Consider the following 25,032-nt stretch of genomic DNA (forward strand, 5'->3'; position numbering starts at 1 on the left):
GTAACCCTAACTCAACCAATGCTTGATCATCGCATAATCGGTAATTAAAAATACGATTAAGCTGACAACACCAAAGGCAATGGCAAACAGATTCTTCTTGGGTGCTTTGATAAGCCGAACCACACCGATGAAGATAATAATTGTAAACAAGATGACGAAAATATCAAATCCGTTAAATTTAGAAGTTGTGCCTCCAGCTTCCGCTAATAGCAGCATACATGCGCCCCCTTATGACGAGATATCGTACACGTACAAGCGTTTACACCTTCTTCTATGTTATCTTCATCGCCCCGGTTTAGCAAGACTTTTCATCCAGAAAATCTAAAATAATCCAATTGGTTCACGACAATGAAATATAAATACTTTCTGTATACTTCGTAATCACTTCATCGTAATCTGAATACTTATATCCAAGACTTTCTGACACAGCTTTTGAGTATGTTCTAAATAACTCATAACAAGTGAATAAAGACTGCCACATTTCCTGATACCCACTCTGGGAATAGGTTGACAGGAGTTTTTCCCAATCATCATCTGGGAGGTACCGATTTATAAACTTATAGTTCTTCCCCACACTAAAGCTGTATCCTTGCTCTGATCCGATTTTCCAAGCCATCATTCGCAATAAATTCGGTCTTGCTATCTCGTTTAAATGGTCAATGGCAAATAGTATTTCTTTTCTCCCTAATCCTTTTACTACGTAAGTTGAAACCATCCAGAACTCATTGCAACAATCATCAAATTCTCTTGCCGTCGGCTTTTTAATCCAATATTGACGATCATTTGCGATCACTTCGTGCTTAACGTGATGATCCTTATCAAGCAACACTTCAACTAAACCGTCGCTATGGGTAAAATAATCGTTTATTTCGTGAATTGGGATAAGTGTCAGGTCTAATTTATTTCCATCCACAAAAAGGATTAAATATGAATACCAGTTACCTAATTCTGAAGGAAAAAGCTCCATATCTTCGGGTTTTTGCATCATAACAGGTTTACCAAATATGTGAAGCCACTGATCATTCTCCTTGAAAGAGTTCATATCCGTCACAAAATAAGACAGGTCATAATCTTGGAATGTATCAGGGGTAATATTGGGGTTTGTACGTGACCCTTCCAAAGTTACTAATCGAATTCGATCATCATATTCGGCAAAATTGATAAGCATGTTCATCATTTCTTGTTCACTTCTCACTACAGAAGACCTCCGTTCCAATGGCTTTTTTGTTGCATCAAAATAGAGATTCTATATAGCCACGTCACTCCGATGAAGACGGATCACTTTAAAAAAAGCTGGAGATGAGATAAATGTATCTCCTCCAGCTCTTCATGTAGCAGCTATGAACGATTTAACACCAGTGTTTGACTGCGCTCGGTATCTCGTTCCAACACCGGCTTCAAATATTTACCCGTGTAGGATTCTTTCACTTTTACGATTTGTTCTGGTGAACCTGTGCCGATAATGGTACCGCCGCCGTCTCCGCCTTCCGGTCCCAAGTCGATAATATGGTCGACCGTCTTGATTACATCCAGATTGTGCTCGATCACAAGCACGGATTCCCCAGAGTCAACCAGCCGGTGAAGTACTGTCAGAAGACGATCAATATCATCCACGTGCAGACCGGTTGTTGGCTCGTCCAAAATGTACATCGTCTTACCGGTACTGCGGCGGTACAGCTCGGATGCGAGCTTGACACGCTGCGCCTCTCCACCGGATAGTGTCGTTGCCGGCTGTCCGAGCTTGACGTATCCTAGACCGACATCCAGCAGGGTTTGGATTTTGCGATGAATCTTGGGAATGTTCCGGAAGAATTCAACCGCATCTTCGACCGTCATATCCAATACTTCCGATATGTTCTTCTCTTTATATTTAACCTCGAGCGTCTCCCGATTATACCGTTTCCCTTTGCAAACTTCACAAGGTACGTAGACGTCCGGCAGGAAGTGCATCTCGATCTTGATAATTCCATCGCCCTTACACGCCTCACATCTGCCGCCTTTGATGTTGAAGCTGAAGCGCCCTTTTTGGTAGCCGCGCAGCTTGGCTTCATTTGTCTGAGAGTACAGGTCTCGAATATCATCAAATACACCGGTATATGTTGCCGGGTTGGATCGTGGCGTACGACCGATTGGAGATTGATCAATATCAATGACTTTATCAATATGCTCCAGGCCTTTCATTTCCTTATACAGCCCTGGGCGTACTCTTGCACGGTTCAAATCCCGTGCCAGTGTTTTGTACAAGATTTCATTCACGAGGGTAGATTTGCCTGAACCGGATACACCGGTAACAGCTGTAAATACACCTAGCGGGATCTTCACATTAATGTTCTTGAGATTGTTCTCCTTCGCACCGCGAATTTCCAGCCAGCGATCATCCGTCTTCCGTCTCTCTGCGGGAACAGGTATAAACTTGCGTCCACTGAGATAGCTGCCCGTCAGTGAATTAGGGTCATCCATTACTTCCTGCGGCGTGCCTTGCGACATGATCTGTCCGCCGTGAATTCCGGCTCCCGGACCGATATCAATGATATAATCTGCCGCCATCATCGTATCCTCGTCATGCTCTACGACAATGAGCGTATTTCCGAGGTCGCGCATATGACCCAGTGTTGCAATCAAACGGTCGTTGTCCCGCTGATGCAGTCCGATGCTTGGCTCATCCAAAATATAGAGTACACCCATGAGACTGGAGCCGATCTGTGTCGCCAGTCGAATACGCTGTGCTTCCCCGCCGGATAATGTTCCAGCAGCTCTGCTCATGGTCAGATAGTTCAGTCCAACATTCACAAGGAATCCCAGACGGCTGTTGATCTCTTTGAGAATCAAATGGGCTATTGCTTGTTCCTTCTCGGACAGCTGCAAATTGCTGAAGAATTCCATGGCAGCTCCAATCGAAAGATTAGTCACGTACGCCATGTTATTACCGTTGATTGTAACGGCCAGCACTTCTTTTTTGAGACGATGTCCTTTACATGTTCCACATGGCTTCTCGCCCATAAAGCCTTCGATAAACTCACGAATGCCTTCCGATGCCGTATCACGATACCGCCGCTCCAAGTTGGGGATGATCCCTTCAAAAACAACATAAGCTTCTTTTCTTTGACCAAAATCATTTTCGTAACGGAAACGAATCTTCTCTCCATTAGTCCCTCTAAGGAGCTTGTTCATCTGATCAGGTGACAGCTCGCTGACGGGAACATTCATCGGAATTCCGTAATGCTCACATACGGAACGTAAAAATTGCGGGTAGTAATTCGAAGTTCCCCCAGCCCAAGCTTCAAATGCACCGCCCTCGATCGACTTGCTGCGATCAGGAACAAGCAGATCAGGATCGACAATCATCTTAGTTCCCAAGCCGTCACAGTCCGGACAGGCACCAAATGGACTGTTGAACGAGAACATTCGCGGGGAGAGCTCCTCCATGCTGAATCCACATATCGGGCAGGCATAGTTGGAGCTGAATCTCAGCTCTTCTTCTCCAATAATATCCACCAGCAGCTGACCGCCGGAAATTTTAAGCGCGGTTTCAATGGAATCGGATAAGCGTGACTGAATATCTTCCTTCACGACGATTCGGTCCACTACGACCTCAATCGTATGCTTCTTGTTCTTCTCAAGCTCAATGGTCTCCGACAGGTCACGAAGCTCGCCATCAATCCGCACCCGGACGAAGCCTTGCTTCGATATATCTGCAAGCAGACTCTTGTGCTCACCTTTGCGGCCCGAAATAACAGGAGCCAGAATTTGCAGCCTTGTCCGTTCCGGGTAGCTCATGATCCGATCAACCATCTGTTCAACGGTCTGGGAAGTTATCTCCACACCATGCTCCGGGCAATGCGGATGACCGATGCGTGCAAAGAGCAGACGCAAATAGTCGTAAATTTCGGTAACGGTTCCTACCGTTGAGCGCGGATTTCGGCTTGTCGTTTTTTGATCTATCGAAATCGCAGGAGAGAGCCCATCTATCGAATCTACATCCGGCTTCTCCATTTGCCCTAGAAATTGACGAGCATAGGCGGACAGTGACTCTACATATCTGCGCTGACCTTCGGCATATATCGTATCAAATGCCAGCGATGATTTGCCAGATCCGCTAAGTCCGGTCAGGACGACAAAACGGTCGCGCGGGATCGTCACATCGATATTCTTCAGATTGTGCGCCCTCGCGCCTTTAATGACTATATTCTCGTTCGCCACACTCTCATCTCCTTAAAAGAACCCTCCTAAATCCTCCCTGACAGGGAGGACCCCAAAGGGACCTCCCTTTGGAAACCGGAAATTGGCCGAAGTAGTTGGGCTCGTGGTTATTTATAGCTGGGTTGTTGTGGTTGGAACGCATTCGTTCTAGACAACCCATCTGGTTGTCTAGAACATGCTTCCATACGACGCGGGATCGTGAGTGGGATTGCTTCGCCCCATCCCACAGGCGGACCATTGCTCTTCGAGCTCGGTCCTTGAAGTGCATCTTCCTTGCGTGGGATCGCTTCGCCCCATCCCACAGGCGGACCATTGCTCTTCGAGCTCGGTCCTTGAAATGCATGTTCCTGCGTGGGATTGCTTCGCCCCATCCCACAGGCGGACCATTGCTCTTCGAGCTCGGTCCTTGAAGTGCATCTTCCTTGCGTGGGATCGCTTCGCCCCATCCCACAGGCGGACCATTGCTCTTCGAGCTCGGTCCTTGAAATGCATCTTCCTTGCGTGGGATCGCTTCGCCCCATCCCACAGGCGGGACCATTGCTCTTCGAGCTCGGTCCTTGAAGTGCATGTTCCTGCGTGGGATTGCTTCGCCTCATCCCACAGGCGGACCATTGCTCTTCGAGCTCGGTCCTTGAAGTGCATCTTCCTTGCGTGGGATCGCTTCGCCTCATCCCACGGGTGGACCATTGCTCTTCGAGCTCGGTCCTTAAGCTTGTTCTATTAAATTAAACAATATATCAATTTATCAATAAGTATAGCCCTTATTATCAGCTTTCAACGTTAAAAACCGAAATACAATTACATAAGTAAAGAGTACAGAGTCAGCAACATTCCATATGAACTCTTTAAGAAGAGAACGACCCCTCGGCCGTTCTCTTCTTATTTTATTCAGCCTTCAGTTCAAGCAGGGCGTCACGCAGTTCTGCGGCGCGCTCGAACTGCAAATTCTTCGCCGCATCCTTCATTTCAGCTTCAAGACGCTGCATCAACGACTGACGATCGCGCTTCGACATCTTCTCTGCGCCGCCTGTCAGATAATCGCTCTTCGCCTCAGCCACCTTCGTTGCCTCAATAACCTCACGGATCTTCTTGCGGATCGTCTGCGGGGTAATACCATGCTCTTCATTATAAGCTACCTGAATCGCACGACGACGTTCTGTCTCCTTAATCGCCTTGTCCATGGAGTCCGTAACCTTATCACCATACATAATAACTTTACCTTCGCTGTTTCGGGCTGCACGTCCAATGGTCTGGATAAGCGAGCGTTCGGAACGCAGGAAGCCCTCTTTGTCAGCATCCAATATAGCGACAAGGGATACTTCAGGAAGATCAAGTCCTTCCCTCAGCAGGTTAATTCCGACAAGAACATGGAATGTGCCTAGCCGGAGATCCCTCAGAATCGCCATACGCTCCAGCGTCTTAATATCAGAGTGCATATATCTGACCTTAATGCCGACTTCCTTGAAGTAATCCGTCAGATCCTCCGCCATCTTCTTCGTCAGCGTTGTAACAAGCACGCGCTCATCCTTCTCTACACGGTCCCGAATCTCTCCGATCAAATCATCAATCTGTCCTTTGGTCGGTCTCACTTCAATGATCGGATCAAGCAGACCTGTAGGGCGGATAATCTGCTGAACCATATCCCCTTCGGTATGCTCAATCTCATAAGGTCCTGGAGTAGCAGAGACGTATACGAGCTGCTTCGTCTTCTTCTCGAATTCCTCAAATTGCAGCGGCCGGTTATCTAGTGCTGACGGCAATCGAAATCCGTGCTCAACCAGAACTGTCTTCCGCGCACGGTCACCGTTGTACATCGCGCGAATTTGAGGCAGTGTCACATGAGACTCGTCTATGACAACCAGCATATCATCAGGGAAATAGTCGAGCAGTGTATACGGCGTTGCTCCTGTCTCACGGAAGGTCAGCGGTCCAGAATAATTCTCGATCCCGGAGCAGAAGCCGACTTCCTTCATCATTTCGATATCGTATCGTGTCCGCTGTTCCAGACGCTGTGCCTCCAGCAGTTTGCCCTGCTCACGCAGTTCAGCAAGACGCTCCTCAAGCTCACGCTCAATATTGACCAGCGCTACTCTCATCGTCTCCTCACGTGTAACAAAGTGAGATGCCGGGAATATCGCCACATGATCGCGCTCACCTATCAGCTCGCCAGTCAGTACATCAATCTCCGTGATGCGTTCAACCTCGTCTCCAAATAGCTCAATTCGCATCGCATGCTGATCTTTGGAAGCCGGGAAAATCTCAATTACATCACCGCGCACACGGAACGTCCCCCGTACAAAATTAAGGTCATTGCGCTGATACTGAATATCCACCAGACGTGACAAAATCTCCTTGCGAGACTTCTCCATCCCTACGCGGAGTGACAATAACATATTGGAATATTCAACCGGAGAACCGAGGCCGTAGATGCAGGATACACTCGCAACAATGATGACGTCGCGACGCTCGAACAAGGAGCTGGTCGCCGAATGCCTGAGCTTATCAATTTCTTCATTTATACTTGAATCCTTCTCAATGTACGTATCTGATGAAGGAATATAAGCTTCCGGTTGATAGTAATCGTAATAACTTACAAAGTAATCTACCGAATTGTTAGGAAAGAACTCTTTGAACTCACTTGCGAGCTGTGCCGCAAGCGTCTTGTTATGTGCAATAACAAGCGTAGGTCTATTTAACTTCGCTATGGTCTGAGCAATGGTAAACGTCTTACCGGTACCTGTAGCACCAAGCAATGTCTGATGCTTCTTCCCTTGCCGGATCCCTTCTACCAGCTCAACAATCGCTTGCGGCTGATCCCCTTGAGGTTCAAATTCCGATACGAGTTCAAATCCTTTATTGCTCATGACAATATCGCTCATTGCCCAACCTCACCTTCATCGTCTAAAATAGTTTTACACCAGGATTATGCAAATTTCGATCTCACTCGCTAAGAAACTACAAATATCCAGATAGAATGAAGTCATCAATGTACATACTTACACTCAAAACTTCAAATCAACCTAGATATTCATGTAAGAACTGCGCAAAGAAAGATGTGCAATATCCTTATATATGTCGAGATTTACCGAAAATATAACATATCGGAAACCATTTTGTATGCTGGATTGCTTATTTCCGTACCCATAAACAAATGAAGTCCCTCAGCCGAAATAAAAAAGAACCCCTCTCAAAAAGTTGACTGAAGCTCTTCATTAGGCTGTTTCATCGGCTCTTCGTTCGTGAGTTAAGCAAAAGCAGTTATAAGAATGTTTGTTCCCGTTTATTATACTCGGTTCATGTCCTGGATGCAAATATAGAAGACAATTGACTGGAGGGAATGATTTGATGGATATCGCGACCCTAATCGGTCTTGTAGCCGGAGCTGTCGCTATCATTGGAGGATTTTTATGGGAAGGGGGAAAAATAACAGGACTATTTCAGGGGACAGCTGCTCTTATCGTCTTCGGCGGTACGATTGCAGCCGTGCTCATCAGCTATCCGTTGCATCGTATCCGCACGCTGCCTGCGGGCATTAGAATGGCCTTCAAGCCCAATCGATCTGAAGCAAATGAATGGCTGGAGGATATCGTAGAGATGTCCATGGTTGCAAGGCGCGAAGGCGTTCTAGCCTTGGAGCAGAAGGTGGTCGACCATCCTAATGCTTTCTTAAGAGAAGGAATTCAGCTGGTCGTGGATGGAACCGATCAGCCGATCGTCCGCCAGATTATGGAACTGGATATCGATGCCAAAGAGCAGGAGCATGATAACTATGCCAAGTTATTCGAATCCGCAGGCTCCTATGCGCCAACAATGGGAATTATCGGGACGGTCATGGGACTCATTCAGGTGCTTGGGCACCTGTCAGATCCGAGTCAGCTCGGTCCATCGATCGCCGTTGCTTTTATCGCGACCTTATATGGGGTTGCCAGCGCAAATCTGATCTTCTTGCCCATCGCATCCAAGATCAGAGCGAAGAGCGCAGAGGAGATCACGGTGATGGAAATGATTCTCGAAGGTGTATTGTCTGTACAAAATGGTGATAATGCCCTACTCGTTCGTAAAAAGCTGAACACTTATATCACCTTACAGCCGAATCCATTAAGCTCAAGGAAGGATGTCACGCATGAGACAGCGGAATAGGCGAACACGGAATGCAGGACGTGCACATTCCTCCGGCTCTCAGCATGATCGCTGGATGATTACCTATGCGGACCTCATTACGCTATTGCTCATTTTCTTCGTGATGATGTATGCGATGAGCCGGCTTGATGCAAGCAAGTATGAGAAAGTAACCAACTCCCTGCAGACCACCTTTCAGAGCTCAAGCGGAATTCTTGACGGAGGCACGGGTGTAATTGACCATCCCTCTGGCCAGAATAGAGATACAAGCAGCCAAGCGAACCAGCCCGGTTCGGGTGAAACCGATTCAGAGGCGGACAGTGGACCTATGACAGAACGGGAGACTGCCTTTCGCGAACAAGAACAGGAGCTTCAAGATCTGATGGGCTTGATCAAGAACTACATTAAAGATCATGAGCTTGAGGATCTTATTTTTGTAGCGGACAAGCCTCAAGGGATTTCTATCACGCTCAGTGAACAATTTCTGTTTCGCACCGGGGATGCCAAATTGATGGAGGGTGCTGGACCTGTACTCTCTCAATTAGCCAGCTTGTTTAGGGATCTTGCGACAACCATTTCGATCGAAGGGCATACCGACAATACTCCAGTAACATCTGGCTCCAAATATCGAGACAACTGGGAATTATCCGGTGAGCGCGCACTCTCTGTGCTTCGTTATTTTATCGAGCATGAAGGCCTGGATCCGGACAGCTTCCAATATGCCGGATATGCAGATAACAGGCCTGCAGCAGAGAATACGACCGAAGCGGGCAGACAACAAAACCGCAGAGTGGAAATCACTGTTCTGCGCCAGCTGCAAGGCGAATGAACCGATTATTCGCTTATAAAAAGAAAACCTCCACCCCGCTCTTTATGCAGGATGGAGGTTATTTTTGTGCAGAGCAGCTGTACTCAGCCGTTCACTTCACGGGTTCATCTTATCGCGTTATTGCTCAGCGGAATTTCAGCTTCTATCCCCTCATGCTTCGTGACTGAAAGGATCTGGTGCAGGCTTTTCGGTACGATGTGTATCCAGCTTCATCCCGACGATCTGAAAGAACGAGGCGGGACGCTCGTCGATCGCAAAGCCTGAATCCGGATCCGGCGCAAGCAATGCGCCGAGCTGATGATGCTCTCCTTCGTATATCGCACGCTGCAGAAATTTACTCTCGCCTTCAATATTGCGTACTTCCAATTTACAAAATGCAGGGTTCATACGAAGCGCGCTGTGCAGCTCAGCTTGTGAGTTGACATACTGTCCATTTACTCTAAAAATGACTTCGCCAGCCTGTATCCCCAGCTCCTCGGCGGGACTGCCCGGCAATACGGCCAAAACCTGAAGTCCCTGCTTAGGATGTACATAGATCGGGCTGCGGTTCTCTTCCTCCGATGAACTGATCCAGTATATCGCTTCCAGACCTATAAGAGCAAACAACACAGCCACCAGTGACAGCGGATTCCACCATACGGACAATAGACTCAAGACGAGCAATATGACACCATATAGCAGGAGCCGCTTCGTGGTAAGGGCTGACTTGTCTTCTGGCAGCATGCTTTTTGTCATCTCACTAAATCCAATGATAAATGGAACAGCATAGAGCATATACATATCGGCGCCACCGGCAAGTAACGGACTCCATGCAAGACCTGCCCCGCTGCCCGAAGTCGTGGGCACAAGCAGCATAAGCGGCACGGGTGCATAGTATTGCAGCTGATAACCGCCGACAAGCTTACCTCTCTTCCCTTTAAAATAAACAGGAGATGCGTTCTGCTCCTGCTGCAGCCTGACGAACATAGCCTGTGTCAGGTGCAGCACTGCTGCAAGCACAAGCAGCTGAGGGATCGGCAGATCACGGATTGCAGAGACGATGGCTTCGAGGAAGCCTTGAGGCTCCCAGCTGTCAAACAGCTTAAGCAGCCATTGTACAATACCAAGCAAACCCACTGCATATACAGCGTTCAAGTATCTGATCCGGAACAGCATCAGTATAATGGATGTTATCCATATCGCCAGCACTGCCTGTGCTGTCATTTCAATTCCCAGAAATACATAAACAACAGATACAATTAGACCAACCAATATACCTGTAAAAATAGCTCGCAGTGTTAACAGCGGCCACCCATTAAGGCGCGTGTGGAGCAATCTTCGTTCCAGCATCCCCTGACGACGGTAACTGAGCGCTAATAATACGATGGCTATGTAATAAAATGGCTGAGTCAGCAAAGCGATTAATGCATCCACGACAAGCCATAGCCATGTGATGACTTCATTCAAGTTAGCTCACGCCCCCCTCATAATTCAACTGCTGTTTGCCCTCTCCAAATACATTATCCAGTAAAAAAAGAAGGCTGAACAAGCAGCCTTCTTTCATCTGTTTTTCTAATATCGACAAGAAAAACTTATTCTGAACGCTTGATGTTCGGGTCGTTTTTCTCTCTTAGTTCGACGCTGCAGAAGAGATCTCCTGCTTCATATCGGTAACAGCCTGTTTGAGCTGCGTATCGTATGCAGGATCGCCAATTCGTTCAATGAGCGCGGTCTCCAGTGCTGCTGCCGTTTCCTCATTGATATTTCCGCTCACGCTCAATCCTTGTGAGGTCTGGAAAGCTTTGACGGCCTCTACGGTTTTATCATCATAATAACCGTCTTTGCGATCCGTCTTATATCCGAGGCCCTCGAGCATCGTTTGTGCATTCTTCACGTCCGTGCTGTTGGTATCGTACTTCAATGGGAGATTATCCTTATTGATCGGTGCCACAGAGAAATAGTCAGGTTGACTTACACTGATATCAGGCTCAATCCCTTTCTCGTGAATCCAATCACCGTTTGGCGTAAGCCATTTGGCTATCGTAATCTTCACAAGGCTTCCGTCACCAAGCTGACGTTCAAAGCTGGTCTGCACCGTTCCTTTACCGAAGGAATGCTCACCAAGCAGTGTCGCCCCGGCGGATTGCTGCAGTGCACCTGCCAATATTTCAGATGCACTCGCACTACCTTTGTTCATCAGGACACTTACTGGGTAATCCTTCGCTGAACCTTTGGATTCATTCGTTTCCCGATTCCCGTTCTTGTCTTCCACTTGAACGATCAGTTCTCCAGAAGGAACAAACTGTTCTGCAATATCGATGACGACAGACAGTACGCCGCCCGGATTATTACGAACGTCGATGACAAGCCCCTTCATGTTCTGGCTCTCAAGCTTGGCAAGCTCCTCCTTGAATCGTTCACCCGTATTCAAAGAGAACTGCGTAATTGTAATAACGCCGACACCATCATCCTTCATCTCCGCATACACGGTCTCCAGATCAATGTCATCTCGTATAATACTAAAATCAAGCGGCTCAGAGGTTCCAGCACGTTGAACCTGTACCTTGGCTTCGCTGCCCTTCGGTCCACGGATCTTGGAGACAGCATCATTGAGATCAAGTCCTTGCAAGGATTCACCGTTGACAGACAAGATCACATCTTTAGCCTGTATTCCTGCTTTTTCAGCGGGAGAACCTTTGATCGGGGATACCACCACGACGTTGCCGTCCTGTGAGGATACCTCTGCACCTATACCTGTGAATGAACCTTCAATCGACTCTTCGAATTGGGCAGCCGTTTCCTGACCCATGTAATTGGAATAAGGATCTCCAAGTGACTCCATCATTCCATTAATAGCGCCATCAATTAATTTGGTACGGTCCACATCTTGATAATAGTTAGCCTCGATCAGATCAAGTGCGGTTTCAATCTTCTGCAGTTCATTCTTCTGATTGCTGCCTGTTACACTGGCAAGCAGCCCTTCTCCACCCTGGCTGCTCAGCCCTTGGTAATTTACGACAGCGAGTGTAAGCAAGCTCCCACCCAGAAGCGCGAGAACAACCAGCAGTATAGCAGAGCGCTTCTTCATCATGAGCGTCACCGCCCTTTCTATTCCGACTTACTTGCTTTGGATGTAAATAGGATACAAGTACATTTAGAGTCCTGCTTCATCTGAAGATGAAAGAAACTCCTTATTTACTTGTATCATATTTCGCTGACAGATGAAACACTGAACAGGTGCTAATTCCGATCAGTGTTTCAGCCCCGGCTGAGTCACTAAACGGGGTTTGTTTCCGATCAGTGTCTCAGCCCTAAAAACCATATACCAGCAAGAGTATATGTAAAGCTTGTACGGAATATGTCCAGAATAGACCTCTGCTTACAAATAATTCATCGGGTTTTTCGGACTACCATTTTCACGAACCTCGAAGTGCAAGTGAGGTCCAGTAGAGTTACCTGTTGAGCCAACCTCAGCAATTTTTTGACCACGGCTTACAGAATCGCCTTCGCTCACCATAATGCCGCCTTCGCGAATGTGTCCATACAGCGTCCAAAGTCCATCACCATGATCAACTATCACCGTATAACCGTAACCACTGTACCATTCAGCCATGATAACTACACCAGCTTCTGCTGAGACAATACTCGTTCCTTGTACCGCAGCAAAGTCTACTCCGTTATGCATTTTGCCGACTACACCTGTGATCGGATGAACCCGCGGACCGAAAGGAGAAGAAATATAGTACGATCCGGATATTGGCGTAGCGAGTACACCACTGCCTGTAGAAGTATTACTAGATGAACTGCTGGCACTCGAGCCTGAGCCTGAGCCTGAGCTTATGTTTGAGCTGGCTACTTTCTTCTGAGCAGCCTTTCTTGCCGCTTCTTCCGCTGCCGCCTTCGCTCTTGCTGCCGCCGCTGCCTGCTCTGCCTTCAGCTCGTTCTTCTCTTGAACCAGCGCTGAACGTTTGGATGCAATCTCTACCAACATCCGATCCTGCTCTGCGCTAAGTTCGTCATTTACATTAATCTCTTGCTCATAACCTGCAATAAGCTTCTGTTTCTCCTGCTCCTTGCTGTCCAGCTCTGCCTTGCGTTCTTTCTTCTGGGCATATAGACGTTTATGTTCTGCATATTGCTGTTCCAGCTCTGCCTTCTTGTCTACAACAAGCTGCTTGTCTTTCTTATGTTCAACGAGCAGGTTCTGATCCTGATCCACAATCATCTTGAGTGAATCCGCACGCTCCAGAAAATCGGAAATGCTTGTAGAAGACAGCAATACATCCAGGTAGGAGACTGTTCCATCTGTGTACATTAGACGCACACGAGATTCGAGCAGCTCCTCGCGGGCAGCAATTCTTTCTTCTGCTGCTTGCAGCTCTTTCTTCGTGTTCCGCAAATTCTCTTCCGTTGTTTCAATGCGGTAAGACACGGTTGCAAGCTCATTACTTACAGCTTCGATTTGTTCCATAATCGTTTCGAGATATGCTTCTTGCTTCTGCTTGTAGTGCTCTGCTTCCTGCTTCTTCTGTTCCGCCTTCTGTTGCTGGGACTTCGCGGATTCGGACTGCTGCTCCAGCTGATCCAGCTCTTTATCAATATCGCTGATGCTCGATGCAGCGATTCCGTATCCAGGACTAAGTACTGTGGCTGTAAGTAAACTTAACGCAATTACAGTGGCCGTCTTTTTCAAGTTCGTTTCCCATCCTTCTTCATAAGTATTTTATATATCAATCCATGACGAGTTATGTTCTACTTAAGCGGCTGCCCCATATAGGACAGCCACATGATTATACTAAACTACAAACGACTGAATCTATGAAAGCCTTACACTTTCAAAGATTTGCGAATAGACAACGTGCTTCCCAGGATGCCCACGAGCATCCCCATAATGAGCAGTGATCCGCCAAACCAGGTCCATATGCCGGACAATGGCACCAGATCAAGCATCTGAATAATAATATCCTGTTGAATCGAGTTCAGCAGCTGGTTATATCCGATAAATAGAATAGCGATCGTAATAATAGATCCAATGAATCCAATCAAGGCTCCTTCAACGAAGAACGGCCAACGGATAAAGGAGTTTGTCGCTCCTACCAGCTTCATGATGCTGATCTCCCGGCGGCGTGCCAGGATCGTGACGCGAATCGTGTTCGAGATCAAAAACATAGACATGAGTGCAAGCCCTGCTACAAAAACAACGCCGATCGTTCGGATCAGACGGGTGATCTTGAACAAGGTTTCCACCGTGTCTTTTCCATAATTGACTTTCATGATTGGCTGCTCCTGGTATTCCTCGTTCAGAGCTTCAATCTTCTCAGCTACAAAACTAACTGTGCTCGGATCAATAACCTCTACCCGCAGAGTATCCGGGAGAGGATTGTTATCCTCGTCGAAGCCTTCAAGCAGCTCCTGACCGTCTTCTCCAAGCTCTTCTTTAAAATCTGCCAAGCCTTGCTCCTTAGGAACAAATTCAATCTTGCTCACTTCCGGCATGGCTCCAATCTCGTCCTGAAGCTTGCCTCGCAGAGCCTCATCTACGTTAAGCTGCAGGAATGTACTGATCTCCACCTGATCATCTGCCTGATCCGCCATGGAATTGACATTCACTACGAGCAGAACGAACACGCCCAGAATCAATAACGAGACAATGATCGACGTAATGGATGCAATCGACATCCAGCCGTTGCGGAATAGGCTCTTAAATCCTTCCCGCAAATGGCGCAAGAAGGTACTAAAATTCATAGCCGTATTCCCCTCTCATTTCGTCTCGGACGATATGTCCCTGCTCAATGGCAATAACCCGTTTACGCATGGTGTTAACGATATCCCGGTTATGTGTTGCCATGACGATGGTTGTTCCTCGGAAATTGATCTCATCCAGCAGCTGCATAATCCCCCATGACGTCTCGGGATCAAGGTTACCTGTAGGCTCGTCCGCGATGATGACAGAAGGATTGTTCACGATCGCTCTTGCGATCGCAATACGCTGCTGTTCCCCGCCTGACAGCTGGGTTGGCTCGCGATCTGCTTTGTTTTTAAGACCGACAAGGTCCAGGGCTTCCATCACCCTTTTCTTGATCTGTTTCTTTGGTGCCTCGACAACTTCCATCGCAAAAGCGATATTCTCATACGCCGTCATCTTCGGAAGAAGTCTGAAATCCTGAAAAATAACGCCGATATTACGCCGAACATAAGGAATTTTGCGATGCTTCAGCTTGCCGATATTAAATCCATTAACTGAGATCTGCCCTTTTGTCGGAATTTCTTCTCTGTAAATTAGCTTCATAAATGTCGATTTCCCCGCACCAGACGGTCCGACAATATAAACGAATTCGTTGCGGTCGATCTTTACCGACACACCTTGCAAGGCATGTGCCCCATTCGGATAGGTCTTCCACACGTCCTGTAATTCAATCACATGATCACTTCCCGTTGCATAGTAGCCTTTATCATTTCGACACTTTCCATTGATTTCCTTTAAAATCTCTCGAATTTCATCAAGATGTTTCCCATTGTAACAAATTTGTTACCTTTTGAGTAGCCGAAAGATTTCCACTCCCAGAACATATACATGTAAAGTGTTTCTAATCCGGGGAAACAAGAAGCAGGAAAGGAGTTACCCATGAAAAAAATTCACACTTTCGCCATCATTTCCGTGTTATTTACTCTCTTTTTCACCACCCTTTTGGTGTGGATTTATATGTACACTCATCAAACGAAGCTCCCCTCGAAGATAACCATCTCCGGCTTAGCTGTCGGCGGCCAAGATATTCATTCCGTAATTAAAGATCTTGATCAGAAGCTTCAAGCACTGGAAGACCTCCCTCTACATCTAAAGGCAGGCAATCGTACAATATCCACCCCTAAGCTGACACTGCATCATGCCGGAGTGAGGTATAGCGCAAACGAGTTTAAACAGGCAGCAGCGGGTCTGTCCGAAGGAAACATGATTCAAAGGCTGCTTGGCCGTCTCCGTTTCCAAAAAGACTGGAGCATCTCCTACAGCTATGATCGTACTGAATTGCAAAGGTATTTATCTCCCGCTTGGGAACAATCTGAGTTTGGTGACATTATTCCTGCTAAGATCCATATTACGGAGATGGATGAAATTGAGTTTATACCTGAGCACAGCGCGAGCAGGCTTAACTGGGCAGAGATGACCCGGCGTTTAAAGGATGCTGTTCCCGCCGATTTTTCAATGCTTATGAATCCGATAGAGCCCAGACCTACTATTGTTATCGACCTTCCTCTTCAAGTGATGAACCCCTCGGTGACGATTGACTCTCTTAGACGTTCGGGAATTCATCGAAAAATCATTCAAGTCTCTACCCCGCTAGGGACTAGTGGAGAAGGAAGAACACAACGTAACCGCCGCCGCCAATGCGGTGGATGGTATGATACTTAAGCCAGGAGATGAGCTGAACTACGGACAAATCGTCAAAATGGCAGAGCAACACAGCGGCTTCAAGGAAGCACCTGTCATTGTAGGCGGAGAGCTTGTGCCAGGAATCGGCGGAGGAATCTGCCAGGTCTCAAGCACCCTCTATAACGCGGCACTGAGGACAGGGCTGCAAATTGTGGAGCGAAGAAATCATTCGCTGCCGGTGAGCTATATGCCGAAAGGCCTCGATGCTACGTTCGCGACGGACTATATCAATTTCAGATTCAAGAATACGACGGGCAAATCTCTATTAATCAAAGCAGAAGTCAGGGATCACGAACTGGTTGTAAAGTTTTTTGGGACCATGCCAGAGAATGTAAGTTATGAGCTCGAAACCCTTCTCCTTGAAACACTCCCTGCACCGACAGAGTATACGAATGACTCCTCTTTGCCGGTAAATACTCAAGCCATCGTCCAAGAAGGGGCACCTGGATATATTGTGGAATCATATCAGATCAAGAGAATAAACGGAGAAATCGTCTCCCGCACTTCGATCGCCAAGGACACCTATCGCCCACAAGCGCGTCTTATTGCTGTAAATTCAGACAACCATTCCTCTGAAAAAGAAGACCGCTCAGAACATACTCCATCTGACCCTGCCCCTCCAGTGGAGGACGGCGTACGCACACAAGAAACCAACGGAAACTGATATTTATTGATGCGAGCCACAGGAGCTTCTGCCGAGCTGCATCCTAAAAAACAAACAAACTCATGGGCCTGTATGATGCAGGTTCATGAGTTTAACATTTTAGCTCCAGAAAGAGCTGCCTCATACCAATAGTGGCGAACACTTCTCGCCGGGCTAGAGTTCTCTCACTTATTACTAGCGCGTACATTACTGACGCACACTTTCTCCAACCTTCGCGGTATGATGCTCCTTGTATTTCTCCGTGTATTCAACCAGTCCGATCTGGCAGCCAGGCCCAATCGTGACCCGCCGGCCCCGCACAACCTTGGCCTCCACATGCTCAAGCCTAATGTTATCACCCTCTATCAGGTCAACCGTCAGGGTTCTGCTGATCCTTCTGCTGCGGAAGCTCGGAAACCAGAACAAGAACGCTTGCTGAACATCAATCTGTGCCCCGCATAATTCCCTTGCATGACTGGGTCCATTTAATTTAATTCGGATATGCTCCGCGTTCACGGCCCCTCCTGCCATAATCACCCCGCGAATGCGTATTTGTTCGGCAGTGCTGTCCCCTTGAATCTCCAGCTGTCCTGTGCATTTTAGCTTCTCACCGCGAAGATGCTGCCCTACTCTCATTGCCCCGATCAGCTTCATGAGGCGAACCTGCAATGTTCCATCTACACGAAGCTCCCCCAGCGTGGATGCAGAATCACCGGATAAACCGCCCTCTATGTGCATATTTCCCAACAGTTTAAATGAGGAAGCACTTAATTGTCCTAGTATGGAGGAATCCCCTGTACAGCGAAACGTCTGGCAGCTCGCCTCTCCATCAAGTCGGCCTTGACCCATGATACGTATTTTTCGGAATGCACCTCCAGATGAGCTGCCTTCGCCAATCATTCTAACGTCGCTTTTCCTATCGCTATTAAGCTCATGGTTAACTGGAATCACATCTATTTCACCCCTTTAAGTTTGAATGTATCGATCGACAACCGTATCCTCATCCTGATGATAGGACTCTTTATATTCAACAAGACCGATCTGGCAGCCCGGGCCAATAACCACCCGGTTTCCCCTCACCGTTTGAGCATAGGTCTGCTCCAAGTAGATGTCGTCTCCTTCAATGAGCTTAGCCTTCAGCTTAGGCGCAAGTCCTGGCACAAATCCATCGAGAAGCTTCACCTTGCGATCGCGGCGCACATGAATGCGCTCTCCGCCAATATCCTCAGCTTCACAGCCCAGATGCAGCATAATATCAACATCGCCTGCGTTCAGCAGCCCATGGATCTTGAAGCCGCCCTGCACCTCAAATTTCTCGCATTCCACATCCTGGTCTGCTGATAGGGTTCCTGCCACCTCTACGCTGCTTGCAATGAGTTTGCCTCCTAAGCTAGCTCTGCCGTTAACAGCAAGAGACTCCGTCTCCAGCTGTCCTCTAATAGAGAACACGCCATCCACTCTAGTACGGTTAGCTCTCACATTCCCTTTCGCTTTACTTGTTCCGTTAACGATGATTTCCTCTGCCGAGACATCACCATCGACCTTAGATATCCCATTCACCACATAACGATTACATTTCAGAGCGCCATTCAGACTCACGGTACCATTCGCTTCATAGCTGATACAGTCGATATCACTGGTAAATTTGGCAAGACCATCCGCTCTAACATGCTGGTATATCCCCCCTGAAGAGGTGCCGATACCGGCAATACTCCGATTCCGTCTTTCTGCTTCACTCATAGCGATAACCTCCAGATCGATTTAAATGTACCTTTAGCTGTTCTATATAGACTGCAATCGGTAATCTCAGTGCTTCCTTTACGCCCATATCGTAATAAATCCCGCTTCCCGCACTGACCATCATAAGGATGGGTACGCCCATTTTGCGGATCAGAATGATATCACATCCCTTATCCTCGAACTTCTTGTATTCACTATGAAAAGTGCGAAGGAGAAGCACCCCCTCATCCCTGGTCATTTGTCCGCTGGACAATGCCTGATCCAGAACGTAGAGGCACAGGAGCTGCTCGAACTCCAGCTGCTCTGTCTCATGCAGCTCCGCTTGGTCTATATACAATTGCATGGTAATCGGTGTAACCAGCTGTCGATGCATGATTTCTTCTTGTGTCAGAAGAAGTGTACTGACTGAAGGAGAAAACATATCTGCGAGTTCATCCAGAGATAGATCATCTTTCATGTTTTTTATTTTGTGAATTCGTGATAAGATGCTCTCCCTGGGGAAAAACGTCTCTTGCCCTGTAAAGGAAGATCTGCGAATAAACCAATCCTCCGGAATTAAGTTCTTCCGCTTCCATCGGTATAACTGTCCGTAAGAAATACCGGTGATCTCCAGCAGATCTTTCTTTGATATCAAGTCCTCCTGCATGTGAAACCAACCTCCTGAACACAATGTAACATAACATTGTTACGCTGTAAATAAAATAGAGCAGTACATTGTCCCTAATGTGGTTAGGATGCCTGCGGGATAGGTATTCTAAGTGTCGGATCCCCGTGAACAACATGCATATACTTTAATTCTATCCACATTTTTGCGTAGAGAATGGGCGGTCTCTCTACTTGTCTGTGAGTAATGTGAATAGATATGTGCATAAAAGCGAAAAAATTGTCGTTATTTCTAGCAGCCTGTGTATAACACAATGTTATGCACATGAAAACGATATAATTTATCCTGAAATACGTATAAGTCTCCAAAATTAAAGTTTCTATAGAAAGTTATCAACATTGTGGTCTCTGTTGATAACTTCTCGTTCAGCGCTCACGTAGCCTCCGGGCCGAGATGAAGCACCTTTTTGAACATACTCATACGTTTGCCACCATTCAAGGTATCGACACTGCTTAAGATGATACACTCCGTTGAAAATGAAACCGCTTTTTATTCGCATATGCTATATAATAAAAAGTGACTATATTTCAACTCTATTTGAAGGGAGTTCCTCTACATGGCCTTTATGCAATGTCACTTTTATTCCGAAGTATTAGGACTGAATACAACGATGCACGTCATCCTTCCCCAGCAGACTTTCTCTCAGATTGGAGTGGATACGAAGCAGGGACACGGGCCCTATCCGACACTCTATTTGCTGCATGGTCTCTCCGATGATGACTCGATCTGGCTGCGCCGGACTTCCATTGAACGCTACGCTTCTGCTATGGGAATCGCGGTGGTTATGCCGAATGGTTACCGCAGCTTCTACACCGATATGGCTGAAGGGAGCAAGTATTACACGTACATAACGGAAGAGGTTCCGAAGCTGGCCAGATCCTTCTTCCCGTTGTCTTCCGCACGTGAGGACAACTTCGTTGCCGGGCTCTCCATGGGTGGATATGGTGCAATGAAGATTGCGCTGTCCAGACCAGAGGAATATGCTGCGGCAGCAAGTCTCTCCGGTGCTGTCGATATGGCGGCCCATTATGACAAGCTTAAAGTTCACGAAGAAGCGCGCAGCGTGGAATTCAAGCGGATATTCGGGGATAAGATTGAGGGCACGGAGAATGATCTGCTGCTTCTGCTTAAGGAATGCGATCAGCAGCCAGGTCCTAAGCCTAAGCTGTTCCAATGCTGCGGAACCGAGGACTTTCTCTATGAGGATAATCTCAGCTTCCGTTCGGCGGCTGAACAAACCCGTCTTGACTTCACCTATACCGAAGGTCCGGGAGAGCATGAGTGGGGATACTGGGATGCACGCATTCAGGATGTTCTGAACTGGCTTCCTTTGCAAAAATAACAGACTGTGTTTAAAAAAGGGATTGCCTTGAGGACGGCAGCATTCGCCTCCTCTTGGCAATCCCTTTTTATATATAAAACGATTACTTACTCAGAAACAAATTCAACTTATCAATAGAGCCAAGTTGTAATTGATTCACTCTGTATGCTCTTTGAGCCAATGTGTCGTCAGACCCAGCATCGCTTCGCTCCGGCGAATCGCATCGGCAACTTGGACTGAAGCCGTACCTCCATATACATTACGCGCATTGACGACCGCTTCCGGCTGAAGCACTGCATAGATCTGATCATCGAACAGCTCGGAGAACTGCTTGAACTCATCAAGGGATAGATCAAGCAGGTATTTTCCGTTCTGGATACAGTACAGCACCGTCTTACCGATAACTTCATGCGCCTGGCGGAAAGGCAGGCCTTTGCCTACGAGGAAGTCTGCAATATCGGTCGCATTGGAGAAGTCTTGGTTCACGGCTTCACGCATGCGTCCTTTGTTCACCTTCATCGTAGCGATCATTGGCGCAAACAGCTGCAGTGCACCTTCCAGTGTTGCCACGGTATCAAACATGCCTTCCTTGTCTTCCTGCATGTCTTTGTTGTACGCAAGCGGCAGGGATTTAAGCACGGTGAGCAGACCCATCAGGTTACCGTACACACGTCCTGTCTTCCCGCGGACAAGCTCCGGCACATCCGGGTTTTTCTTCTGCGGCATAATGCTGCTGCCTGTGCAGAACGCATCGTCCAGCTCAACAAAACTGAACTCCGTACTGCTCCATAGTACCAGCTCCTCACTCAGACGAGACAGGTGCATCATAATAAGGGAAGCATCGGCCAGGAATTCAACGATAAAATCACGGTCGCTTACCGCATCAAGGCTGTTCTCATATATGCGATCAAACTGAAGCTGCTCGGCTACAAAATGACGGTCAATCGGAAAGGTTGTGCCTGCCAGTGCGCCTGCGCCCAGGGGAAGCATATTAATCCGTTTGTAGCTGTCGATCAGACGCTCCGCATCCCGCTGGAACATGGACACATACGCCATCAAATGGTGGGCGAATAGAATCGGCTGCGCTCTTTGCAAATGGGTATAGCCCGGAATAATCGTATCCAGATTCTCTTTGGCTTGTCCGATCAACGCTTCCTGCAGGGCATGCAGCATACCGACAATCTCAATAACGCGAGACCGCAAGTAGAGATGCATGTCTGTCGCTACCTGATCATTCCGGCTGCGTCCCGTGTGAAGCTTGCCGCCCACCGATCCGATCTCCTCAATCAGATTCTTCTCGATATTCATATGAATATCTTCATCCGAGACAGAGAACTCAATCTTGCCTTCACGAATTTTGCCGAGGACCGTGTGGAGCCCTTCTTTGATCTTCTCCACATCATCCTGTGGCAAAATCCCGCATTTGCCCAGCATCGTCACATGTGCCAGACTACCTTGAATATCTTCCTCTGCGAGTGCCTTGTCAAAATTGATCGATGCTGTATATTCCTCAACCAAATGATTCGTCTGTTTTGTGAAACGCCCGCCCCATAATTTACTCATGTCTGTGCTTTCCTCCCTTTCACATCTCATGGATAAAGGCCGCTCCTGAGATCTCTTCAAGGAACGGCCTTAGCTTCCTTACCAGCTTACAGCTGCTTCATCTATAATCATGCCACTATACTACTAGAGCGCTTCATTACTGGTTCTGTGCTACACCAGATCCGACCTTAAGACGAAGCGCATTCAGGCGGATGAAGCCCGTTGCATCTCCTTGGTCATAAGCCTGGGTAGGATCAGCCTCCATCGTGGCGATGTCCGGATTGTACAGACTGACAGGGCTCTTCACGCCAGCCGCAATAATATTGCCTTTGTACAGCTTCACGCGAACCGTTCCTGTTACATTCTTCTGGCTCTCTGTCACGAGCGCCTGCAGCGCCAAACGTTCCGGTGCAAACCAGAAGCCGTTGTATACAAGCGTGCTGTAGCGGGTGATCAAGCTGTCACGCAGGTTCATGACTTCACGGTCCATCGTGATGGATTCCATCTTGCGATGCGCAGTGAACAGAATTGTTCCACCTGGTGTCTCATACACGCCGCGGCTCTTCATGCCAACGAAACGGTTCTCTACCATATCTACACGGCCGATTCCATGCTTGCCCCCGAGCACATTCAGCTTCTCCATCACTTCAAGCGGACTAAGCTGCTCACCGTTCAGAGCTACACAGTTACCTTTGTCAAACTCAAGATCCAAGTATTCTGCTTCATCTGGAGCATCCTCCGGCGAGCTGCTAAGAAGGAACATTTCCTTATTCTCCGGCGCACTCGCATCAAACCAAGGATCCTCAAGCACTCCGCTCTCATAGCTGATATGCAGTAGATTACGGTCCATGGAATACGGCTTTGCAGCCGACGCAGTTACCGGAATGCCGTGCTGCTCTGCATAAGCGATCATTTCCGCGCGTCCCGGGAATTGATTGCGGAATTCTTCCATACGCCATGGCGCAATCACCTTGATGTCTGGTGTCAGCGCAGCAGCGTTCAGCTCGAAACGAACCTGGTCGTTTCCTTTGCCTGTTGCACCGTGTGCAATGGCTGTCGCGCCTTCGGCAATGGCGATATCGACCATCCGTTTAGCAATTAGCGGACGCGCGATGCTGGTACCGAGCAGATATTGGCCTTCGTACAAGGCACCTGCCTGGAACATTGGGTAAATGAAGTCGCTTGCGAACTCATCACGCAGATCGTCGATGTACACTTTGGAGGCACCTGTTGCGAGCGCTTTTTCCTCTAGTCCGTCCAGCTCTTCCTTCTGTCCAATATCCGCTGTGAAGGCGATAATCTCTGCGTCATAGGTTTCCTTGAGCCATTTTAGAATGACGGAAGTATCCAGTCCGCCGGAATAGGCCAGTACAATTTTCTCTTTTGCCATAATGTCCTCCTTAAGTCGCTTGAACCATAATCGATATGGAATCCAAAATCTTCAATTTATTTTAACATCAACGAATCAATTTCATAAACCTTTTGCTGCTTAAATCAAGGGTATATATAGATCAAAGTGACTTGATTTCATTATCCCATCAGTGCAGCCATCAGTGCTTTTTGGGCATGCAGACGGTTCTCCGCTTGGTCAAAAATAGCCGAGTTCGGTCCGTCAATAACGCCTTCACTTACTTCTTCTCCGCGGTGCGCTGGAAGGCAGTGCAGGAAGATGTAGTCCTTTTTCGCCCCTTTAACGAGCTCTTCATTAACCTGATAATCTGCAAAGGCAGCTTCGCGGGCCTGCTGCTCTTCCTCAAAGCCCATGCTTGCCCACACATCCGTATAGATAATGTCCGCATCTTTAACGGCTTCCTCTGGACTGCGGGTCACCACAACCTGGGAACCTGTCTCTTGCGCAATGCTCTTCGCCTGCTCCACGATCGCTGGATTCGGCTCATATCCTTCAGGACTCGCCACTGATACATGTACGCCTAGCTTGGCAGCACCGAGCATCAGGGAATGAGCCATGTTGTTGCCGTCGCCTACATACGCCATCTTGAGACCTTTCAGCTGTCCCTTGTGCTCCAGCACCGTCTGAAAATCAGCCAGCACCTGGCAAGGATGGGCATCGTCGCTCAGCCCGTTTATTACGGGAATGTCTGCATACTTGGCAAGCTCAGTCACATTGCTGTGCGCAAACGTCCGAATCATAATACCGTCCAGGTAACGTGAGAGCACCTGAGCCGTGTCGCTGATGGTCTCGCCGCGTCCAATCTGAATGTCATTTTTGCTTAAGAATAGCGCATGCCCGCCCAGCTGGAACATCCCTACTTCAAACGATACGCGCGTACGAGTCGATGATTTTTCGAAAATAAGTCCGATCGTCTTTCCCTTCAGCGGCTGATAGACTTCACCGCTTTTTTGCTTCTTCTTGATATCAATGGCAAGCTGTAGAAGATATTCAATCTCCTCTTTGCTGTAGTCCGTAAATTCAATAAAATCCCGGCCTTTGAGGTTCAGCTGTGTAATTGTCATGTCTTCATCCTCCTTCAAATCTATCTTCCATGCTCAAACTTCTTCTATCCTCCAACTGAGTGCGTCCCTTGCAGGGCTGGCCTCAAAAGGA

21 protein-coding genes are annotated in these 25,032 nt (G+C 47.8%); 5 read left to right on the forward strand and 16 right to left on the reverse strand.

Features of this window, described 5'->3' with window-relative positions:
- Positions 1–6 precede the first annotated feature (6 nt).
- The 5 genes from BM415_RS18860 to uvrB form a co-directional block, all read right to left on the reverse strand.
- Positions 7–216: a hypothetical protein gene (locus tag BM415_RS18860; protein WP_170862559.1), complete on the reverse strand. Its 210-nt coding sequence runs from the start codon at positions 214–216 to the stop codon at positions 7–9.
- A gap of 124 nt (positions 217–340) precedes the next feature.
- Positions 341–1,195, reverse strand: a complete 855-nt coding sequence (gene ant(6), locus BM415_RS18865) for an aminoglycoside 6-adenylyltransferase (RefSeq protein WP_091160692.1) — start codon at positions 1,193–1,195, stop codon at positions 341–343.
- 143 nt (positions 1,196–1,338) lie between these two features.
- Entirely contained in the window at positions 1,339–4,200 is a 2,862-nt protein-coding gene (gene uvrA, locus BM415_RS18870; RefSeq protein ID WP_091160693.1) for an excinuclease ABC subunit UvrA, read from the reverse strand.
- 107 nt (positions 4,201–4,307) lie between these two features.
- Positions 4,308–4,871 (reverse strand): hypothetical protein, encoded by a 564-nt coding sequence (locus tag BM415_RS18875; RefSeq protein ID WP_139237022.1) that lies wholly within the window; start codon positions 4,869–4,871, stop codon positions 4,308–4,310.
- Between the two features lie 213 nt (positions 4,872–5,084).
- Complete coding sequence (uvrB, locus tag BM415_RS18880) at positions 5,085–7,079, reverse strand: excinuclease ABC subunit UvrB (RefSeq protein ID WP_091160696.1); 1,995 nt, start codon at positions 7,077–7,079, stop codon at positions 5,085–5,087.
- 466 nt (positions 7,080–7,545) lie between these two features.
- Here uvrB and BM415_RS18885 point away from each other — a divergent pair, with 466 nt between their 5' ends.
- Both BM415_RS18885 and BM415_RS18890 read left to right on the forward strand, forming a co-directional pair.
- Positions 7,546–8,340, forward strand: a complete 795-nt coding sequence (locus BM415_RS18885) for a flagellar motor protein (RefSeq protein WP_091160698.1) — start codon at positions 7,546–7,548, stop codon at positions 8,338–8,340.
- The gene (locus tag BM415_RS18890; protein WP_091160699.1) at positions 8,324–9,148 is read left to right on the forward strand and encodes a flagellar motor protein MotB; all 825 of its coding nucleotides are present in this window, start codon (positions 8,324–8,326) and stop codon (positions 9,146–9,148) included. Before BM415_RS18885 ends, BM415_RS18890 begins: the two co-directional genes overlap by 17 nt.
- A 150-nt stretch (positions 9,149–9,298) precedes the next feature.
- Here BM415_RS18890 and BM415_RS18895 read toward each other — a convergent pair whose 3' ends face one another.
- The 5 genes from BM415_RS18895 to ftsE all read right to left on the reverse strand — a co-directional run bounded on the left by BM415_RS18895 (position 9,299) and on the right by ftsE (position 15,548).
- On the reverse strand, positions 9,299–10,594 hold the full coding sequence (locus BM415_RS18895) for a PDZ domain-containing protein (RefSeq protein ID WP_091160701.1): 1,296 nt from the start codon (positions 10,592–10,594) through the stop codon (positions 9,299–9,301).
- Positions 10,595–10,757: 163 nt separating this feature from the next.
- A complete protein-coding gene (locus BM415_RS18900; RefSeq protein WP_091160702.1) occupies positions 10,758–12,218 on the reverse strand; it encodes a S41 family peptidase in 1,461 nt (486 codons plus the stop codon).
- A 288-nt stretch (positions 12,219–12,506) separates the two neighbouring features.
- Positions 12,507–13,820, reverse strand: a complete 1,314-nt coding sequence (locus BM415_RS18905) for a murein hydrolase activator EnvC family protein (protein ID WP_091160704.1) — start codon at positions 13,818–13,820, stop codon at positions 12,507–12,509.
- A 134-nt stretch (positions 13,821–13,954) separates the two neighbouring features.
- Positions 13,955–14,872 carry a permease-like cell division protein FtsX gene (gene ftsX, locus BM415_RS18910; RefSeq protein ID WP_091160706.1) on the reverse strand — a complete coding sequence of 306 codons (918 nt, stop codon included), beginning with the start codon at positions 14,870–14,872 and terminating at the stop codon, positions 13,955–13,957.
- Positions 14,862–15,548, reverse strand: a complete 687-nt coding sequence (gene ftsE / locus BM415_RS18915) for a cell division ATP-binding protein FtsE (protein ID WP_091160707.1) — start codon at positions 15,546–15,548, stop codon at positions 14,862–14,864. Before ftsE ends, ftsX begins: the two co-directional genes overlap by 11 nt.
- Before the next feature lie 204 nt (positions 15,549–15,752).
- On the opposite strand from ftsE, the gene BM415_RS18920 reads away from it, so the two are divergent.
- Together BM415_RS18920 and BM415_RS18925 are read left to right on the forward strand one after the other, a co-directional pair.
- Complete coding sequence (locus tag BM415_RS18920) at positions 15,753–16,535, forward strand: VanW family protein (protein WP_091160709.1); 783 nt, start codon at positions 15,753–15,755, stop codon at positions 16,533–16,535.
- The gene (locus tag BM415_RS18925; protein WP_091160712.1) at positions 16,525–17,220 is read left to right on the forward strand and encodes a VanW family protein; all 696 of its coding nucleotides are present in this window, start codon (positions 16,525–16,527) and stop codon (positions 17,218–17,220) included. The genes BM415_RS18920 and BM415_RS18925 overlap by 11 nt, the downstream gene beginning before the upstream one ends.
- A gap of 186 nt (positions 17,221–17,406) precedes the next feature.
- Here the strand turns inward: BM415_RS18925 and BM415_RS18930 are convergent, their stop codons facing one another.
- Genes BM415_RS18930 through BM415_RS18940 form a run of 3 tightly spaced genes read right to left on the reverse strand, consistent with a single transcriptional unit; the run spans position 17,407 to position 19,585 of the window.
- Positions 17,407–18,150 (reverse strand): hypothetical protein, encoded by a 744-nt coding sequence (locus tag BM415_RS18930; RefSeq protein ID WP_139237023.1) that lies wholly within the window; start codon positions 18,148–18,150, stop codon positions 17,407–17,409.
- A gap of 15 nt (positions 18,151–18,165) precedes the next feature.
- Complete coding sequence (locus tag BM415_RS18935) at positions 18,166–18,939, reverse strand: polymer-forming cytoskeletal protein (RefSeq protein ID WP_091160715.1); 774 nt, start codon at positions 18,937–18,939, stop codon at positions 18,166–18,168.
- Positions 18,932–19,585, reverse strand: a complete 654-nt coding sequence (locus BM415_RS18940) for a YhbD family protein (protein WP_091160716.1) — start codon at positions 19,583–19,585, stop codon at positions 18,932–18,934. Before BM415_RS18940 ends, BM415_RS18935 begins: the two co-directional genes overlap by 8 nt.
- 574 nt (positions 19,586–20,159) lie before the next feature.
- Between BM415_RS18940 and BM415_RS18945 the strand changes: the two genes are divergently transcribed.
- Positions 20,160–20,945, forward strand: coding sequence for an alpha/beta hydrolase (locus tag BM415_RS18945; RefSeq protein WP_091160718.1), 786 nt, complete (start codon positions 20,160–20,162; stop codon positions 20,943–20,945).
- A 135-nt stretch (positions 20,946–21,080) separates the two neighbouring features.
- On the opposite strand, the gene argH is transcribed toward BM415_RS18945, so the two are convergent.
- From argH to argF, 3 genes are all read right to left on the reverse strand, one after another.
- Positions 21,081–22,487, reverse strand: a complete 1,407-nt coding sequence (gene argH / locus BM415_RS18950; protein ID WP_091160720.1) for an argininosuccinate lyase — start codon at positions 22,485–22,487, stop codon at positions 21,081–21,083.
- A gap of 136 nt (positions 22,488–22,623) precedes the next feature.
- The gene (locus BM415_RS18955; RefSeq protein ID WP_091160722.1) at positions 22,624–23,856 is read right to left on the reverse strand and encodes an argininosuccinate synthase; all 1,233 of its coding nucleotides are present in this window, start codon (positions 23,854–23,856) and stop codon (positions 22,624–22,626) included.
- A 140-nt stretch (positions 23,857–23,996) separates the two neighbouring features.
- Positions 23,997–24,941, reverse strand: a complete 945-nt coding sequence (argF, locus tag BM415_RS18960) for an ornithine carbamoyltransferase (protein WP_091160724.1) — start codon at positions 24,939–24,941, stop codon at positions 23,997–23,999.
- Positions 24,942–25,032 lie beyond the last annotated feature (91 nt).

Origin of the sequence: Paenibacillus sp. 453mf, assembly GCF_900116105.1 — a bacterium.
Lineage (GTDB): Bacteria > Bacillota > Bacilli > Paenibacillales > Paenibacillaceae > Paenibacillus > Paenibacillus provencensis.